This window comes from Kitasatospora sp. NPDC101447 (genome assembly GCF_044767225.1).
Classification (GTDB): Bacteria; Actinomycetota; Actinomycetes; order Streptomycetales; family Streptomycetaceae; genus Kitasatospora.
The window spans coordinates 72,457-90,407 of sequence record NZ_JBIWNL010000023.1 but is presented as its reverse complement, the minus strand read 5'-3'; the positions used below and the strand labels follow the sequence as shown (position 1 = coordinate 90,407).

At 73.9% G+C, this 17,951-nt stretch carries 12 protein-coding genes, 1 tRNA gene and 1 riboswitch; of the genes, 10 read left to right on the top strand and 3 right to left on the bottom strand.

Features of this window, described 5'->3' with window-relative positions; translation table 11 throughout:
• The first annotated feature begins 53 nt into the window (after positions 1-53).
• From ACIRST_RS27915 to ACIRST_RS27900, 4 genes are all read left to right on the top strand, one after another.
• Entirely contained in the window at positions 54-1,664 is a 1,611-nt protein-coding gene (locus ACIRST_RS27915) for a beta-N-acetylhexosaminidase (protein ID WP_402805175.1), read from the top strand.
• Between the two features lie 358 nt (positions 1,665-2,022).
• Positions 2,023-2,889: an FAD binding domain-containing protein gene (locus tag ACIRST_RS27910; protein WP_350521914.1), complete on the top strand. Its 867-nt coding sequence runs from the start codon at positions 2,023-2,025 to the stop codon at positions 2,887-2,889.
• Entirely contained in the window at positions 2,886-4,175 is a 1,290-nt protein-coding gene (locus ACIRST_RS27905) for a 2Fe-2S iron-sulfur cluster-binding protein (RefSeq protein ID WP_402805172.1), read from the top strand. Before ACIRST_RS27910 ends, ACIRST_RS27905 begins: the two co-directional genes overlap by 4 nt.
• Complete coding sequence (locus ACIRST_RS27900) at positions 4,172-6,499, top strand: xanthine dehydrogenase family protein molybdopterin-binding subunit (RefSeq protein WP_402805170.1); 2,328 nt, start codon at positions 4,172-4,174, stop codon at positions 6,497-6,499. The genes ACIRST_RS27905 and ACIRST_RS27900 overlap by 4 nt, the downstream gene beginning before the upstream one ends.
• Positions 6,500-6,562: 63 nt before the next feature.
• Here the strand turns inward: ACIRST_RS27900 and ACIRST_RS27895 are convergent.
• Positions 6,563-6,637 (bottom strand) — tRNA-Cys (locus ACIRST_RS27895).
• An 84-nt stretch (positions 6,638-6,721) separates the two neighbouring features.
• Positions 6,722-6,787, top strand: a riboswitch (guanidine-III (ykkC-III) riboswitch).
• 44 nt (positions 6,788-6,831) lie between these two features.
• On the opposite strand from ACIRST_RS27895, the gene ACIRST_RS27890 reads away from it, so the two are divergent.
• Positions 6,832-7,146 carry an SMR family transporter gene (locus ACIRST_RS27890; protein WP_350521776.1) on the top strand — a complete coding sequence of 105 codons (315 nt, stop codon included), beginning with the start codon at positions 6,832-6,834 and terminating at the stop codon, positions 7,144-7,146.
• Between the two features lie 91 nt (positions 7,147-7,237).
• Positions 7,238-8,677: an MFS transporter gene (locus ACIRST_RS27885; RefSeq protein ID WP_350521777.1), complete on the top strand. Its 1,440-nt coding sequence runs from the start codon at positions 7,238-7,240 to the stop codon at positions 8,675-8,677.
• 3 nt (positions 8,678-8,680) lie between these two features.
• Here the strand turns inward: ACIRST_RS27885 and ACIRST_RS27880 are convergent, their stop codons facing one another.
• Positions 8,681-10,033 carry a hypothetical protein gene (locus ACIRST_RS27880; protein ID WP_402805167.1) on the bottom strand — a complete coding sequence of 451 codons (1,353 nt, stop codon included), beginning with the start codon at positions 10,031-10,033 and terminating at the stop codon, positions 8,681-8,683.
• A gap of 403 nt (positions 10,034-10,436) precedes the next feature.
• Between ACIRST_RS27880 and ACIRST_RS27875 the strand changes: the two genes are divergently transcribed.
• Genes ACIRST_RS27875 through ACIRST_RS27865 form a run of 3 tightly spaced genes read left to right on the top strand, consistent with a single transcriptional unit; the run spans position 10,437 to position 14,976 of the window.
• A complete protein-coding gene (locus ACIRST_RS27875; RefSeq protein ID WP_350521779.1) occupies positions 10,437-11,081 on the top strand; it encodes a class F sortase in 645 nt (214 codons plus the stop codon).
• Entirely contained in the window at positions 11,078-12,400 is a 1,323-nt protein-coding gene (locus ACIRST_RS27870) for an alpha/beta hydrolase (protein ID WP_402805164.1), read from the top strand. Before ACIRST_RS27875 ends, ACIRST_RS27870 begins: the two co-directional genes overlap by 4 nt.
• A complete protein-coding gene (locus ACIRST_RS27865) occupies positions 12,397-14,976 on the top strand; it encodes a bifunctional lysylphosphatidylglycerol flippase/synthetase MprF (protein ID WP_402805161.1) in 2,580 nt (859 codons plus the stop codon). The genes ACIRST_RS27870 and ACIRST_RS27865 overlap by 4 nt, the downstream gene beginning before the upstream one ends.
• Before the next feature lie 111 nt (positions 14,977-15,087).
• Here the strand turns inward: ACIRST_RS27865 and ACIRST_RS27860 are convergent, their stop codons facing one another.
• On the bottom strand, positions 15,088-15,513 hold the full coding sequence (locus tag ACIRST_RS27860) for an SsgA family sporulation/cell division regulator (protein WP_402805159.1): 426 nt from the start codon (positions 15,511-15,513) through the stop codon (positions 15,088-15,090).
• A 309-nt stretch (positions 15,514-15,822) separates the two neighbouring features.
• Between ACIRST_RS27860 and ACIRST_RS27855 the strand changes: the two genes are divergently transcribed.
• The gene (locus tag ACIRST_RS27855) at positions 15,823-17,655 is read left to right on the top strand and encodes a DEAD/DEAH box helicase (protein ID WP_350521915.1); all 1,833 of its coding nucleotides are present in this window, start codon (positions 15,823-15,825) and stop codon (positions 17,653-17,655) included.
• Positions 17,656-17,951: the final 296 nt, after the last annotated feature.

The following is a 17,951-nucleotide window of genomic DNA, read 5'->3' as shown; positions in this document are numbered from 1 at the left end:
GCGATCGCGCGGTGGTCTATGCCAATCGTTCCGGGCGTGGGCAGGATGTCGGAATGGACCTCATTCCCGCACCTTCGAGTGCCGTCCGCCGCCCGGACGAGGACTTCCCGCTCGACGCCGCCACCACGCTGACCGCACCGCCCGCGCTGGCCGACGCCGAGCGCTGGCTGCGCGGCACGCTGTCCGCCGCCACCGGGCTGCCCCTGGGCCCCGGCCGGCCGGGCGCGGGCATCGAACTGGTCCTGGACGACGCGCTCGCCGCCGAGGCGTACCGGATCACGGTGCGCCCCGGCCACGCGCTGCTCGCCGCGGGCGGCCCGGCGGGCGCGCTCTGGGCCGCGCAGACCCTGCGGCAGCTGCTCGGGCCGGACGCCTACCGGCGGTCGCCGCTGCGCCACGAGGGCTGGGTGCTGCCCGGCGCCGACATCGAGGACGCACCCCGGTTCGGCTGGCGCGGCGCTCTGCTCGACGTCGCCCGGCACTTCCTGCCCAAGGCGGACGTGCTGCGCTTCGTCGACCTGCTGGCCGCGCACAAGCTCAACGTGCTGCACCTGCACCTGACCGACGACCAGGGCTGGCGGGTGGAGATCAAGCGCTACCCGAGGCTGACCCGGCGGGGTGCCTGGCGGGAGCGCTCGATGGTCGGCTACCGCTCCGGTCAGCGGCGCGACGACCGCCCGCACGGCGGCTACTACACCCAGGACGACCTGCGCGAGATCGTCGCGTACGCGGCCGCGCGCGGGGTGACCGTCGTCCCGGAGATCGACCTGCCCGGCCACACCCAGGCCGCCGTCGCCGCGTACCCCGAACTGGGCAACACCGACGTGGTGGACACCACCGCGCTCGGCGTCTGGACGGACTGGGGGGTGAGCCACCACGTGCTCAACGCCTCCGAGGAGACCCTGCGCTTCTTCGAGGGGGTGCTGGAGGAGGTGCTGGAGCTCTTCCCGTCCGAGTTCGTCCACCTCGGCGGCGACGAGTGCCCCAAGGAGCAGTGGAAGGACAGCGCCGCCGCCCAGGCCCGGATCCGCGAGCTGGGCCTGGCCAACGAGGACGAGCTGCAGAGCCACGTCATCCGGCACTTCGACCGCTGGCTCGCCGAGCGCGGCCGCCGGCTGATCGGCTGGGACGAGATCCTGGAGGGCGGGCTCGCCCCGGGCGCGGCCGTCTCCTCCTGGCGCGGCTTCGGCGGCGGGATCGCTGCCGCGAAGGCCGGGCACGACGTGGTGATGTGCCCCGAGCAGCACGTCTACTTCGACCACCGGCAGGCGGACGGGCCGGACGAGCCGATCCCGGTCGGATTCGTGCGCACGCTGGAGGACGTCTACCGCTTCGAGCCGGTGCCCCCGCAGCTGGACGGGGCCGCGGCGCGGCGCGTGATCGGCACCCAGGCCAACCTGTGGAGCGAGTTCGCGGACAGCGCCCGGGACATCGACTACCGGGCCTTCCCCCGGTTGGTCGCCTTCGCCGAGGTCGCCTGGTCCGAGCTGCCCGTCCGCCCGGCCGAGCGCGACTTCGCCGGCTTCGAACGGCGGCTGGCCACGCACCTGAAGGCGCTGGACGCGCTCGGCGTCGAGTACCGCCCGGCGGACGGGCCGCTGCCCTGGCAGCGCCGCCCCGGGGTGGCCGGCCGGCCGATCGAGGGCCCGCCGCCGGTGCGGTAGGCGAGGGCGTCGCCGGGGCGTCGCACTGCTGTCCACGGGAGGCGGCGACGGGTACGGGTGCCACCCGCCGGGAACTTCTGAGTGGTCGTCGGACGTCAAGAACAGATGAACATCTGCCCTGGCCCCATCCGGGCCGGGGCAGATACCGCCCGGTAACGGTCCCAATCGGGCAGTCCCGTTCAGCGGCCCCGAAATGATCATCGAGCATTGTGTGCCAGAGTTGCCCAACCCGGCCCGATCGCCCGTACCCTACGGGCCAGGCCGGGCTGCTGACGCGGACACCACGGCCCAAGGCCGCGGGCGGCAGGCGATCGATGAGCAAGTGGAGCACGGTGGGACCCAGGTGAACCGGACGATCATGCTGCCGGCCTCGCTCGACGAGGCCGTCGACGCGCTGGCCGCCGCCCCGGCCGCGGTACCGGTGGCCGGAGCCACCGACCTCATGGAGGCCGTCAACGCCGGACGGCTGCGCCCCGCCGCCCTGGTCGGCCTCGGCCGGATCACCGAACTGCGCGGCTGGCGCTACGAGGACGGCGGCACCGCCGTGCTCGGCGCCGGACTCACCCACGCCCGGATGGACCGCCCCGACTTCGCCGCGCTCATCCCCGCCCTCGCCGACGCCGCCCGCACCGCCGGCCCGCCGCAGGTCCGCAACGTCGGCACCCTCGGCGGCAACATCGTCAGCGCCGCCCCGGCCGGCGACACCCTCCCGGTGCTCACCGCGCTGGAGGCCACCGTCACCCTCGCCCGGGCCGGCGCCAGCCGCGAGGTGCCGGTCAGCCACCTGCTCACCGGCCTCGACCCGGTCCGCCCCGGCGAACTGCTCACCTGGGTGCGCGTCCCGCTGCTGCACGCCCCGCAGGTCTTCCTCAAGGCCACCGGCCGCAGCGGCCCGGCCCGTGCCACCGCCTCCGTCGCCCTCGTCCTCGACCCCGCCCGGCGCTCGGTGCGCTGCGCCGTCGGCGCCGTCGCCCCGGTGCCGCTGCGCCCGCTGGAGGCCGAGGCCTGGGTGGCCGGCTGCATCGACTGGGACGGCAGCCGCGAGATCGACCCGGCCGCGAACGCCGCCTTCGGCGAGTACGTGGCCACCGCCTGCGTCCCCGACAACTACGGCGCCGAGGGGGCCTGGGAAGCCGTGACCGAGGGGCCGACCGCGGCGGCCGTTCGGCTGCGGCGTACCGTAGCGGTGCTGGCCCGACGGGCACTGGGAAGGGCGCTGAAGTGACCACAGACCCCATCGAGACCCTCGACGCCGACCCGCTCGGCCTCTCCCCGCAGGTCAGCCGCGAGCTGCGCCCGTGCGCCTCCTACACGCTGCGGGTCAACGGTTTCGAACGGCCCGTCACCGACGCCTGGATCGGCGAGAGCCTGCTCTACGTGCTGCGCGAGCGGCTCGGCCTGGCCGGCGCCAAGGACGGCTGCGAGCAGGGCGAGTGCGGGGCCTGCTCGGTCCAGGTGGACGGCCAGCTGGTGGCCGGCTGCCTGGTGCCCGCCGCGCTGGCCGCCGACAGCGAGATCAACACCGTCGAGGGCCTGTCGGCCGGCGGCGGCGCGAGCGACGTCCAGCAGGCGCTGGCCGCCTCCGGCGCCGTGCAGTGCGGCTACTGCACCCCCGGCATGGCGATGGCGGTGCACGACCTGCTCCAGCGCAACCACCGGCCCACCGACGTCGAGGCCCGGCAGGCGCTCTGCGGCAACCTCTGCCGCTGCACCGGCTACAAGGGCGTGCTGGCCGCCGTGCAGACCGTCGCGGAGGCCCGTGCGGTGGAGGCCGAGGAGGCGGAGGAGGAGGCCGAGGCCACCGCCGCGCAGGCCGCCGAGGCGGCCGCCGAGGCCCTGTCCGCCCTGCCCGCCGAACCCCAGCCCGCCGTCGAGCCGCCGGTCTACACCGACGCCGACGCGTGGATCGAGCACGTCCCGCAGCCGCCCGCCGAGCAGCAGCACGTCGAGCCCCATTACGCCGAGCCCCAGTATGCCGAGCAGCAGCACGTCGAGCCGCAGCACCTCGCGGCCCACCCCGCCAAGACCCATCCGGTCGCTCCGCCGCCCGTCGAGCAGCCCCATGCCCCGGTCGGGATGCCCTACGGCGACGTGCCGGGCGGCTACGACACGGGCGGCTACGACACCGGCGTCTACGACACGGTGCCGATCCAGGTCCAGGGCGCCGTCCCCGCCCCGACCGCCGACGACCAGGTCTACTACCCGCCGCAGGGCTACCCCGAGCAGCCGTACCAGGGCACCCCCGCCCACGGCACCTACCTGCCCTACCCGGACGGCCACCAGCAGCAGAACGGCTACGACACCGGCTACGACGCCCCGGTCTACGAGCCGACCCCCGCGCACGGCACCCCGCTGCCCGGCGCCGTCCACGACGGCACGCCGCCGCACGGCACCCCGTACGCCCCGCACCCGCACGGTGCCCCGGTCGAGGGCGGTGCCCCGGCCGGCGTCCCGTACAGCGCCACCCCCGCCCACGGCATCCGGCTCCCCGAGGACGACCACGCATCATGACGTCGCCTACCGACATCGGCGCAGCACTCCAGCAGGACGGCGGCGAGGGCGGCGCACCGGAGCCGTTCGGACTGGGCAGCTCCCCGCTGCGCAGTGACGCGCTGCCCAAGGCGCTCGGCATCTACCCGTACGCGGCCGACCTGTGGGCCGAGGGGCTGCTGTGGGGCGCGGTGCTGCGCTCGCCGCACCCGCACGCCCGCATCCGCGGCATCGACACCTCGGCCGCGCTGGCGCTGCCCGGCGTGCACGCCGTGGTCACCGCCGCCGACCTGCCGCCCGGCCCGGACGGCACCCCCGACGGCGCCCCGGCCGGCCCGGTCGTCGCCGACCGGCCGGTGCTGGCCGCCGGCGTGGTGCGCCACCACGGCGAGCCGGTCGCCGCGGTGGCCGCCGACCACCCGGACACCGCCCGGCTGGCGGTCGGTCTGATCGCGGTCGACTACGAGCCCATGGAGGCCGTGACCGACCCCGAGCAGTCCTTCACCGCTCCGGCGCTGCACCCGGACGGCAACCTCTTCCGCCACCTGCCGCTGCGCACCGGGGACCCGGACGCGGTCGGCGAGATCGTCGTCGAGGGCCTCTACCAGGTCGGCCGGCAGGACCCGGCGCCGCTCGGCGCCGAGGCCGGGCTGGCCGTGCCGCGCCCGGACGGCGGCGTCGAGCTGCACCTGTCCTCCACCGACCCGCACGGCGACCGCGACCGCACCGCCGCCTGCCTCGGCCTGGAGCCCGACCGGGTCCGCCTGGTGGTCACCGGCGTGCCCGGAGCCACCACCGACCGCGAGGACCTCTCCTTCCAGGTCACCCTGGCGCTGCTGGCGCTGCGCACCGGCCGCCCGGTGAAGATGACCCTCACCCGCGAGGAGTCCTTCCACACCCACGCCTCACGCCACCCCGCGCTGCTGCGCTACCGCCACCACGCCGACGCCGAGGGCACGCTGGTGAAGGTTGAGGCGCAGATCCTGCTGGACGGCGGCGCCTACGCGGACGTCTCCGCCGAGGCGCTGGCCGCCGCGACGGCGTTCTCGGCCGGACCGTACCTCTGCCCCAACGTCTTCGTGGACGCCTGGGCGGTGCGCACCAACAACCCGCCGGCCGGGCGGATGCGCGGCGAGGGCGCGCTGCAGGCCTGCTTCGCCTACGAGTCGCAGCTGGACCAGCTGGCCGCCCGGGTGGGCGTGGACCCGGTGGAGATCCGCCGGCGCAACGCGATGTCCACCGGTGACCCGCTGCCCACCGGACAGGCCGTCACCTGTCCGGCGCCGGTGCGGGCGCTGCTGGACGCGGTCGCGGACGAGCCGCTGCCGGCCCTGCCGGTGGACGACCCGGACGCCGAGTGGCTGCTGCCCGGCGGGCCCGGCGGTGCGGGCGACCCGGCGGCGGTGCGGCGCGGCATCGGCTACGCCGTCGGCATGGTGCACATGCTGGGCGCCGAGGGCGAGGACGAGGTGTCCACCGCGACCGTGCGGGTCAGCGGTGACCACGCCACGGTGATCTGCGCGGCCGTCGACTCCGGGCAGGGCTTCGCCACGCTGGCCCGGCAGATCGTGCAGACCGTGCTGGGGGTCAGCGAGGTCTACATCGCGCCGGCCGACAGCGACCAGTCGATCGCCGGGCCCTCCGCCCGCGGTCGGCACACCTGGGTCTCCGGCGGTGCCGTCGAGCGGGCCGCGCTGATGGTCCGCCACCAGCTGCTGCAGCCGATCGCGGCCAACTTCGGGATGTCGGCGGAGCTGCTGCAGATCGCCGACGGCAAGATCACCTCCTACGACGGGGTGCTCGGCATGCCGGTCGCCGAGGCGCTGGAGGGCAAGGAGCTCTGGGCCACCGCCCAGTGCCGCCCGCACCCCACCGAGCCGCTGGACGAGGCCGGGCAGGGCGACGCCTTCGTCTCCATCTCGTTCTGCGCGATGCGCGCGGTGGTGGACGTGGACATCGAGCTGGGCGCCGTGCGGGTGGTCGAGATGACGGTGGCCCAGGACGTCGGCCGGGCGCTGAACCCGCGGCAGATCGAGGACCGGATCGAGGCGGGCGTGGCCCAGGGCGTGGGCCTGGCGCTGCTGGAGGACCTGCAGACCGCCGGCGGTGTGCTGCAGAACCCCTCGCTCACCGGCTACCGGCTGCCGACCGCGCTGGACACCCCCGAGGTGCGGATCGCCGCGCTGCTGGAGGAGCGCGACGTGGTCGCCCCGTTCGGCGCCAAGGCGGTCGGCGCCGCCCCCGCGGTGGTCGCCCCGGCGGCCGTCGCCGCGGCCGTCCGCGCGGCCACCGGCCTGCCGGTCGGCCGGCTGCCGATCCGGGCGGAGGACGCCGTCACCGCCTGAGCGGAGAAATGCGGAAAGGAATTGCCGGTCGACTTTTCCGGGTCGACCGGCAATTCCTTTTCGTGGAGGCCGTGGCGGGAATCGAACCCGCGTTAACCGCTTTGCAGACGGTTCCCTGAGCCACTCGGGCACACGGCCAGTGAATTCATGGTGGCGGATCCGGGGGAAGGGGGTCAACGAAGTTTTGTAAATTCTGTGTGGCAATGTGTGCTACGGTCGAAGGCCGGTGGCGAATTCCCGCCACCCCGGACGAGCGCGTCGTACCCGGTGACGACAAGACGGCGCAGTTCAGCGGCAACCCGGCCGCTGTGGACTGCGGAGGCATCGCCGTCATGGCCTGGCTCGTTCTGATCGTCTCGGGTCTCCTGGAGACCGTCTGGGCGGTCGCCCTGGAATCGTCCAAGGGCTTCTCCCGCCTCGTTCCCACCCTCGTCTTCGGCGTCGCGCTGCTGTTCAGCATGGGCGGCCTGGCGTACGCGATGCGCACCATTCCGATCGGCACCGGCTATGCGGTCTGGGTCGGCATCGGTGCGGTCGGCACCGCGCTCTACGGCATGGCCGCGCTGGGGGACGCGGTGACCGTGGCCCGGATCGGCTGCCTGCTGCTGATCGTCTCCGGCGTGGTGGGCCTCAAGGTGCTGCACTGACCGATGACCCCTGACCGGGGTCGCACCGGCCGAGCCGGTCGCCGACCCCGGTCAGGGGTCATCGGGGCAGACGGCTCTTACGATGTTCCGTATGACCACAGCCTCCCCCACCTCGGTCGACCCGGTACCGATACCCCACGACGACGACCCCGGCGGCGGGGTGCTCAGCGGTCGCTACCGCGCACTGACGCTGGGGATCGTCTCGGTGGTCCTGGTGATCGCCTTCGAGGCGACGGCCGTCAACACCGCGATGCCGACGGCGGCCCGCCAGCTGGACGGCCTCGGGCTGTACGCCTTCGCCTTCTCCGGCTACTTCACCACCACGCTGTTCGCCCTGGTCGTCTCCGGCCAGTGGTGCGACCGGCGCGGACCGCTGCAGCCGCTGTTCACCGGCATCGCGGTGTTCGGCGCCGGCCTGCTGGTGGCCGGGACGGCACCCGGGATGTGGGTGTTCGTGGCCGGGCGGGCGATCCAGGGCCTCGGCGGCGGGCTGGTGATCGTCGCGCTGTACGTGGTGGTCGGCCGGGCCTATCCGGAGCGGCTGCGGCCGTCGGTGTTCGCGGCCTTCTCCTCGGCCTGGGTGCTGCCCTCGATCGTGGGCCCGCTGGTCGCCGGGGCGGTCACCCAGCAGCTCGGCTGGCGCTGGGTGTTCCTGGCCGTCCCGGTGCTGATCCTGCTGCCGCTGGCCGTGATGGGCCCGGCGCTGGCCCGCTCCGAGCAGGACCACCCGGTGCTCAGGGGCGCGGACTTCGACCGCCGGCGCACCCTGCTCGCCGCGATGGCGGCGCTCGGCGCGGGCCTGCTGCAGTACGCGGGCCAGCGCCGCGACCTGATCGGCCTGCTCCCCGGGATCGCCGGGGCGGCGCTGCTGGTGCCGGCCGTCCTGGGGCTGCTGCCGAAGCGGACCCTGCGGGCCGGGCGCGGGCTGCCGACGGTGATCCTGCTGCGCGGGGTGGCGGCGGGGGCGTTCTTCGCGGCCGAGGCCTTCATCCCGCTGATGATGACCACCCAGCGCGGCCTGTCGCCGACGCTGGCCGGGCTCACCCTGACCAGTGGCGGGCTCTCCTGGGCGCTGGGCTCCTGGCTGCAGGGCCGGCCGGGGGCCGAGCGCTACCGCGGGGCGATGATCCGGGGCGGCTTCCTGCTGACCGCGCTGGCGATCGCGGGCGCCGCGCTGGTGCTCGTCCCGGCGGTGCCGGCCTGGGTGGCCTCGGTGGCCTGGGGGATCGGCGGTGTCGGGATGGGCCTGGCCATCGCGAGCGTCAGCGTGCTGATGATGAAGCTCTCCGCCCCGGAGGACGCCGGCGCCAACTCGGCCGCGCTGCAGATGAGCGACGCGCTGGGCAACGTGCTGCTCACGGGCCTCGCCGGGGTGCTGTTCGCGGCGCTGGGCGGCGGCGCACTGGCGGCCGGCCACGAACAGGCCGAAGGCGCCGGCTCGCCCGGCGCCTTCGCGGTGATCCTGCTGGTGATGGCCGGGGTGGCGCTGCTGGGAGCGCTGCTCGCCGGCCGGGTCCGCACCCGGTCCTGACGGTCAGCCGGCGGTGGCGCCGGTCGTGACGGCCGCGGTGGCGGTGGTGGCGGCGGCAGCGGTGGCGGCGGTGTCGGGGGAGGGGACCGGCGGCGCCGCCGGCGTGCCGAGGAAGGCCTCCCAGCCCCCGGTCGGGGACTGGCCCGGGGCCAGGGTCTGCAGCTTGCGCAGCACCGCGGGGTCCTGGGCGTCCAGCCAGTCGACCAGCTGGCGGAAGGAGACCAGCCGGACCTCCGGCTTGCCCGCGATGGCCTTGAGGGCGTCCTCGACGGCGTTCATGTAGATGCCGCCGTTCCACTCCTCGAAGTGGTTGCCGATGATGTACGGCGCCCGGTTGCCGTTGTAGGTGCGGTCGAAGCCCATCAGGTAGGCGTCGCGGGCCTGAGCCTGGAAGCCCGGGTGGAGCGCCGGGTCGGCCTTGGTGTTGGTGCCGCACTGGTTGTACATGATGTTGTAGTCCATCGAGAGCACCTGGAAGGTGTGCCCGGGGAAGGGGATGGACTGCAGCGGGAGGTCCCACAGCGCACCGCCCTGGATCTTCTGCGGCCACACCTGGGTGCCGTTGCCGCTGCTGTCGTAGCGCCAGCCGCGCTTGACCGCGGTGGGCAGCAGGTTGCGCTGGCCCTCCAGGCAGGGGGTGCGGCTGCCGATCAGCTCCTTGCGGTAGTCGAAGGGCAGCGCGGGCAGGTCGGTGAAGCCGGTGTTGGTGCGCCAGTTCGTCACGAAGTCCATCGCCTGCTGGATCTCGCTGTCCCACTCCTCCGGGGACCACCTCCCGACGCCGGTGGCGCCGCAGAAGTGGCCGTTGAAGTGGGTGCCGATCTCGTGGCCCTCCAGCCAGGCCGCGTGCACGTTCTCCAGGGTGTCGTGGATGTGCCGGTCGCTCAGGTAGCCGATGTCGGAGGCGCCGACGTTGTGCTGCGGCGGGCGGTAGAGGTCCTTCTTGGCCTCGGGCAGCAGGTAGAGGCCGCTGAGGAAGAAGGTCATCTTCGCGTCGTGCTCCTGGGCCAGCCGGCGGAAGCGGCCGAAGAGGCCGTTGTCGAGCTCGCCGGCGCCGTCCCAGGAGAAGACCACGAACTGTGGCGGGCGCTGCCCGGGGAGCAGCCGCTCGGGGACGGGCTGGTGCGGCTGGGCGCCGGTGTCGGAGGTGGAGCCGTCGCCGATCAGGACGGCCTGCGGCTTCACGGCCGGGGCAGGGGCCGGGGCGGGGGTGGCGCTCTGCTCGGTGTCCACGCCGGTGGAACCGGTCGCCCGCTCGCCGCCGCCGCCGGCGTGGTTGCTGCCGCAGCCGGCCGCCAGGGTGGCGGCGGTGGCGGCGCCGGCCGTCAGCAGGGTGCGGCGGGAGAGAGCGTCCATGATCACTCCGTTCATCGGGCGTTCGTCAACGTGCGGGAGTGTGGGTCCGATCGGATGTCCGGCGGATCGAACCCGTGACCGCGTCAGCATGGCACGCGGGCGGATTCGGTCGAAGAGGCGCAGCGGGCGGTCGGAAGTGATCGCCCGAACGCCGCAACCGATCCCGGCCGTAGAACCGTCGGATGCTCGTGTCGGGACGTGGTCCCGCGGTGACCGCCGATGGGGGGCGGTCATCGCGCTCCGCGACCGCACGTGCACCCGGCGCAGGGACGCGGCCGGCAGCCCTGCCGATCGGCGGGTGTCGGTACGACCGTCGTATGGACGTGCCTTACAGTCCGATCCGGTTGAATTGTTCCCAGGAAACTCCCAGGAAGCGGGATTCCGTCGGCAGAGGGGAGCGCCCGTGGGCGTCCAGCAGAGCAGGAGCCCGTGGCCGGGCACCCTGGCGGCGGGTTCCGCGCTGGTGCTCGGTGCCTGGCTGCTGCACGACGGCGGCTCGCCCGTGCTGCCGCCCGCCCCGGGCGTCGGCCAGGCCCAGGCCGGCATCGCGCCGGTCTCCGTCGTCCCGCCGCTGGGGCCGTCGGCGCCCACCCGGATCCGCATTCCGGCCGTCCGCCTGGACGCCCCGGTCACCGCGCTCGGGCTGGACGCCGAGGGCCACCTCCAGGCCCCGCCCGAGGCGGACCGGAACCTGGCGGGCTGGTACCGCGGCGGGGCCAGCCCCGGTCAGCGCGGTACCGCGATCCTTGCGGGGCACGTCGACAACAAGGCGGGTCCGGCCGTCTTCTATCATCTGGGCGCGCTCCGTAGAGGAGACCGGATCGAGATCGCCCGGGCGGACGGGGCCACCGCCGTCTACCAGCTGTACGCCATCGAAGTGCACGACCGAAAGGACTTCCCGGACGATCGGGTCTACCGTCAGGCCGCCGACGCGCAACTACGGGTGATCACCTGTGGCGGCGCCTACAGCGAGGAGCACGGTTACGACGGCAACGTCGTGGCCTACGGGTTCCTGGCCGACACCACCCATCCGGGCAAAGCCGCATGACCACGCTCACGCTCGCCACCCGCTGGAACCCGATCGACTGGCCGCTCACCGAGGGCCCGATCCCGCACGCCGTCCTCGCAGCCGGCTGGCTCGCGCTGTTCGCGCTCGCCGTCGGCCGCCGCCGCACCTGGTGGCGGGTGCGCCTGCCCGCCGCGCTGTTCACCGCGGCCGCGCTCAGCCTGCTGCTCGAAGCCGTCGTCGACGGCTGGTGGCACCCCTTCCCCGAGGGCACACCGGAGTACGTCACCTGGTGGATAGCCGTCGCCCTGCTGGGCTTCTGCCTGGTCGGCTACCGGTTCGGCCGGCTCACCTGGCGCCGTCGCGGCATCGCGCTCGGCCTGAGCGGGCTGGTGCTGCTGATGGCCGCCTCCGAGGTCAACATCGGCTTCGGGCAGTTCCCCAGCGGGCGCGTGATGCTGGCGCCGTGGCTGACCAAGACCGACGGGCTCGTCCCCAAGGCCGATCAGACCGTGGCCGCCCCGCCGGACAAGGTGCTCGACGAGGTCTGGCAGCCCCCGGCGGACCTGCCCGACAAGGGCACCGTCTCCGTGGTGCCGATCCCCGGCCTGCGGTTGGGCTTCAAGGCCCGCGACGCGTACGTCTACCTCCCGCCCGCCTACCAGGCCACCCCGCGGCCGCTGCTGCCCGTGGTCGTCATGCTCACCGGCCAGCCTGGGCAGCCGGGGGACTGGGTGCTCTCCGGGCAGATCAACGAGGTGCTCGACGCGTTCGCCGCCAAGCACGGCGGGCTCGCGCCGATCGTGGTGATGCCCGACCACAACGGCTCGACCTGGGGCAACTCGCTCTGCATGGACTCGAAGATCGCCAAGACGCAGACCTACCTGGCGTCGGACGTCCCCTACTGGATCCACCAGAACCTGCAGACCGCCACCGGCCGGCAGTCCTGGGCGATCGGCGGCGCCTCGATGGGCGGCACCTGCGCGCTCCAGCTCGGGGTCAACGCGCCCGACGTGTACGGCACCGTCCTGGACATGTCCGGCCAGGAGGAGCCGACCCTCGGCACCCGGGAGCAGACCGTCAAGGCCGCCTTCGGCGGGGACGGCAAGAAGTTCGACGCGGTCGATCCGGTGCAGGTGATGGGCCGCAAGAAGTTCACGGACACCAACGTCGCGCTCCTCGTCGGCGCGACCGACGACGAGTTCAAGCCTCAGATGGAGAAGATCTACCGCGCGGTTCAGGGGGCCGGGATGAAGGCGAAGTTCGAACTGATGCCGGGCGGCCACGGGTGGGTCGTCTTCCGCCCCGGCATCGTCCAGCAGATCCCGTGGCTCGCCCAGCAGACCGGTCTGACCCGGTGAGCGGGGCGGGGACCGCGGTCGTCGCCGTCGGCGAGAACGATCAGAAGTCCGAGCGGGTCGTCGCGCAGCGCGGCTCCGAGCGGGGCACGGACCGGGCGCCCGTCGCCCGGACGCAGGAGCCGCGCCCGCAGCGGGTCCGACGGGCGGCCCGCGTGCTGGGCACCCGGCTGCGCGCGGCGCCGCTGACACTCACCCTGCTGGCCGGGCTCTGGCTGGTCGGCGCGGCCACCGGCAGCCTGCGCCACGGACCGTCCGAGCGGCTGCTGGACCGGGTCGGGGTGGGCCTGCCCACGCTCGCCGAGGGCCACTGGTGGTCGCCGGTCACCTCGACGGCCTGGTGCTCCGGCATCGGCTCGTACGTGTTCAGCAGCCTGCTGCTGCTCCTGGTCGGCCCGGCCGCCGAGCACCGGCTCGGCCGGCTGCGCACCCTCGCGGTGCTGGTCGGCGGACAGGTCGTCGGCACCCTGCTGGGCGTCGGGCTGGTCGCCTTCGGCTCCTCGGCCGGCGAGCAGTGGACGGCCTCGGTGGCCGACCAGATCTCGGTCGGCCCCGGCGTCGGACTCTTCGCCCTGGCCGGGGTGCTCGGGTACCGGCTCACCGTGCTCTGGCGCCGCCGACTGCACCTGCTGGTGCTGCTCGTCCCGCTGGTCATGACGCTGTACGTGGGCCACCTGCAGAGCGTCCAGCGGTGCGCCGCCGCCCTGGTCGGGGTCGGCGCGGGCGCGCTGCTCAGCCACGGCCGCCCGTACCTGCGCTCGCACCGCTCCTCGCACTCCGAGACCCGGGTGCTGGTCGCGCTCTGCCTGGTCGCCGCCGCCTTCGGGCCGCTGATCGCCTCGCTGTACGACAACGCCAGCGGCCCGTTCAACACCTTCTCCGAGCTGTACTTCTCGCACCGGCTGAGCCCGGACGAGGTCGCCGACCTCTGCGCGCAGTCGGCGCACGACTGCGCCCGCGCGCACGCCGTCGTCCGGATCTTCGACACTCCCGGCCGGCTGATGGCCGCGCTGTTCCCGGCCCTGCTGCTGGTGCTCGCCGAGGGGCTGCGCCGGGGGCTGCGGTTCGCCTGGCTGGTCACCATCGCCACCGAGCTGCTCTGGACGGCACTGCTGGGCTGGCTGTACCTGGACGCCGGGCCGGTCAGCCGGGACGTGGTGCAGTACTTCGTCGAGGCGATGCTGCTGCCGCTGCTGACCACCGGCCTGCTGCTGGCCACCCGCAAGCGGTTCCGGCTGCGGCTGTCCGGCCCCGCGGTGCGCCGGCTCGCCCTGGTGCTCGGCGGCGCCGCGCTGGTCTCCTCGGCCGCGTACGTCGGCCTCGGGCGGCTGGTGGCCGACCAGTTCGAGCCCGGGGCGAACGTCCGCCGGCTGCTGCACGGGCTGCCGGCGCAGTTCCTGCCGCCCGCGTACAACGACCTGACGCCGGACTACCCGATCGCGGTCGGCCCGCTGGCGCGCTTCCTGGAGACCTACTGCGGGCTGGCGTTCTGGGTGGTGGCGCTGGTCGCGCTGCTGACCGCCTTCCGCCGGCCGGTGCTGCACACCGACGCGGCGGCGGCCGCCCGGGCCAGGGCGCTGCTCACCGAGCACGGCGGCGGGACGCTGTCGTTCATCACCACCTGGGACGGCAACCACTACTGGTTCGACGAGCAGGGCCGGGCGGGTGTCGCCTACCGGGTGATCGGCACCGTCGCGCTGACCACCGGCGACCCGTTCGGCGCCCCGGAGGACCGGGCGCGGGCGGTGGCGGGCTTCGCCCGGTTCTGCGACGCGCGCGGCTGGACGCCCTGCTTCTACAGCGTCTGCGGGCAGACCAGGGAGGCCGCCGCGCAGCTCGGCTGGCGCTCGGTGCAGGTCGCCGAGGACACCGTGGTCCCGCTGCCCGAGCTGGCCTTCACCGGCCGCAAGTGGCAGGACATCCGCACCGCCCTCAACAAGGCCGGCAAGCAGGGCATCAGCGCGGAGTGGTGGGCGTACCCCGAGGCGCCGCTCGCGCTGCGGGACCAGATCCGGGCGATCTCCGAGGAGTGGGTCTCCGAGAAGGGCCTGCCGGAGATGGGCTTCACGCTCGGCGGGCTGGAGGAGCTGGACGACCCGGACGTCCGGGTGCTGGTCGCGGTGGACGAGCAGCGGGTCGTGCACGGCCTGACCAGCTGGATGCCGGTGTACGAGGACGGCGTGCCGGTCGGCTGGACGCTGGACTTCATGCGCCGCCGTTCGGACGGCTTCCGCGGCGTCAACGAGTTCCTGATCGCCTCGGCCGCGCTCGGCTTCAAGGAGGAGGGCGCCCGCTTCCTGTCGCTGTCGGGTGCGCCGCTGGCCCGCACCGGGCAGGACGAGGAGCCCACCGGGCTGCAGCGGATGCTGGACTGGATGGGCAAGGTGCTGGAGCCGGTGTACGGCTTCCGCTCGCTGCTCGCGTTCAAGGCGAAGTTCCAGCCGGAGTACCGGCCGATGTACATGGCCTACCCCGACCCGGCCGCGCTGCCCGGCATCACCCGGGCGATCGGCAAGGCGTACCTGCCGCACCTGACGGCCGCGCAGGGCGTCCGGCTGATGCGCAAGCTGTCGGGCTGAGGGCGGGGCGGGGCGGACGGGGCGCGTGCCGTGTCCGCCCCGCCGCCCGTTCCTGCCGCTCCGCCCTGCCGCCCGTGCCGGCCGCGCCGGCCGCTCCGCCCGTGCCGCCGCTCAGCCGAGCAGCTGGGCGAGGGCCCGGTCGGCGTCCAGGTGCAGGTGCTCGTCGCCCTCGGGGACGAGCAGCCGGCTGCGCCACAGGAAGCGGCGCAGGTCGGCGGTGTCGAACCGGAGCAGCGCGGTGCCCTCCGGGGCCCGCAGCTCGACCGTGGTGCGCCGGGCGGGAGACGGCCGGACGAGGACGTCGCCGACGCCGGCCGGCACCTCGATGCCGGAGGAGAGCAGCTGGCGCGCGAAGATCCAGACGATGTCCTCGGCGGCCCCGTCCTCCGTGTCGTCGTCGAGCGAGAACTCGGCGGGGAAGGTCATCCGGACGGCCAGCGGGTCCTCGGGCAGGTAGGACAGGACGACCCGCAGCCGGACGGAGCGGTGGGGGGAGATGATCAGGCGGGCCTGGACGGTCTCTTCGACGGTGCGCACGGGCGGTCCCTTCGGTCGGGTGCGGGCCGCGCTTCGGCAGGGGTGGTCGGTGCGGCCTCACCCCGGTGAGAGTCGTCCCGACGGTCGTGATTACCCGGTTCCACGAGCGATCCGGCGTGATCCGCGTCACATCGAAATCCGGCCGTGCGGGCCCGCCGAAGGGGCTCGCCTGGAGGCCCGAACGGCGCCGGGCCGGTAGGCTGGGCGGGTTGTCCGATCGCCGCCCGACCGCGGGACGGGGCCGCTAAACCGCCTCTGACCTGCGATGATCCCCCCTCGGAGACCGTGAGTACTGCCGCCGCCTCCTCGATGCCGCTGTTCTCCGACGCCTCGGAGACCCAGGCGCCCGCCCGGTCCGCCGGCCACGCCGCGACCGCCGGTTCGCACCACCTCTCCCCGGCCTTCCCCGGCCGCGCCCCCTGGGGCACCGCGGGCAAGCTGCGGGCCTGGCAGCAGGGTGCGCTGGACAAGTACATCGAGACGCAGCCACGCGACTTCCTCGCGGTCGCCACCCCGGGCGCGGGGAAGACCACCTTCGCGCTCACCCTGGCCTCGTACCTGCTGCACAACCACCTGGTGCAGCAGGTGACCGTGATCGCGCCGACCGAGCACCTGAAGAAGCAGTGGGCCGAGGCCGCCGCGCGGATAGGCATCAAGCTGGACCCGGGGTACTCCTCCGGTCCGCTGTCCCGGGAGTACCACGGCATCGCGATCACCTACGCGGGCGTCGGGGTCAACCCGATGCTGCACCGCAACCGGACCGAGGCCCGCAAGACCCTCGTGATCATGGACGAGATCCACCACGCCGGTGACTCGAAGTCCTGGGGCGAGGCCTGCTTCGAGGCCTTCGAGCCGGCCACCCGCCGACTGGCGCTGACCGGTACGCCGTTCCGCTCGGACACCAACCCGATCCCGTTCGTCCAGTACGAGGCGGGCAGCGACGGCATCCGCAAGTCCGTGGCCGACTACACCTACGGCTACGGCAACGCGCTCGCCGACCACGTCGTCCGCCCGGTGATCTTCCTCAGCTACAGCGGCAACATGCGCTGGCGCACCAAGGCCGGCGACGAGCTGGAGGCCCGGCTCGGCGAGCCGATGACCAAGGACCTGATCGCCCAGGCCTGGCGCACCGCGCTGTCCCCGCAGGGCGAGTGGATCCCGGCCGTGCTGCAGGCCGCCGACCGGCGCCTGACCGAGGTCCGCAAGGCCATCCCGGACGCCGGCGGGCTGGTCATCGCCACCGACCAGACCGTGGCCCGCTCCTACGCCAAGATGCTGCGCGAGATCAGCGGCGAGAAGGTCACCCTGGTGCTCTCGGACGAGACCGAGGCCTCCAAGCGGATCTCCGACTACTCCGCCGGGACCTCCCGCTGGATGGTCGCGGTCCGCATGGTGTCCGAAGGCGTCGACGTGCCCCGGCTGGCCGTCGGGGTGTACGCGACCTCGATCTCCACCCCGCTCTTCTTCGCCCAGGCCGTCGGCCGCTTCGTGCGCGCCCGCAAGCGCGGCGAGACCGCCTCGGTGTTCCTGCCGACCATCCCGATGCTGCTGAGCTTCGCCAACGAGATGGAGGTCCAGCGCGACCACGTGCTGGACCGGCCGAAGAAGGAGGGCGACGGCCTCTTCGACGAGGAGGACCGGCTGCTCGCCGAGGCCGAACGGGCCAACGACGGGCCGGACGGCGCGGGCGGCGAGGAGTTCTCCTACGAGGCGCTGGGCTCCGACGCGGTCTTCGACCGGGTGCTGTACAACGCCATGGAGTTCGGCATGCAGGCCCACCCGGGGAGCGAGGAGGAGGAGGACTACCTCGGCATCCCGGGCCTGCTGGAGCCGGACCAGGTCCAGATGCTGCTGCAGAAGCGCCAGCACCGCCAGATCCAGCGCTCCAAGGCCAAGCCGGCCGAGGAGGCCGACCTGCTGGAGCTGCCCGCCGAGGAGCGGCCGGTCGTCACCCACCAGGAGCTGCGGGAGCTGCGCAAGGAGCTGAACGCGCTGGTGGCCGCCTGGCACCACCGCACCAGCCAGCCGCACGGCACCATCCACAACGAGCTGCGCCGCCAGTGTGGCGGGCCGCTCACCGCGCAGGCCACGGCCAACCAGCTCAAGGCGCGGATCGCCCGGATCCGGGAGTGGGCGAAGTAACACCCTGACGGGCCCTCCCGGGCCGGCCTCCCCCGCCCCGCCCGGCCCCGGGCGGGGGCCCGCGGCCCGAGGTGTCCGGACATCGGACCCGGATCGAACCCGTGCGCTGACCGGCCCGGTGCTTTGGGGGGCTTCGTCCGGATTTCGCGACGCTGTTGAAGTCGATCACGCCCGAATTTTGGACAACCACTTCCGCCGCGACATTTCCTTCACTACCTTTCCCCCACGCTCTTCCGTCGGGCAAACCCCCGCGGGACGGCGCCGCAGGGCCGTACCCGGCGTCAATGACGACGTCG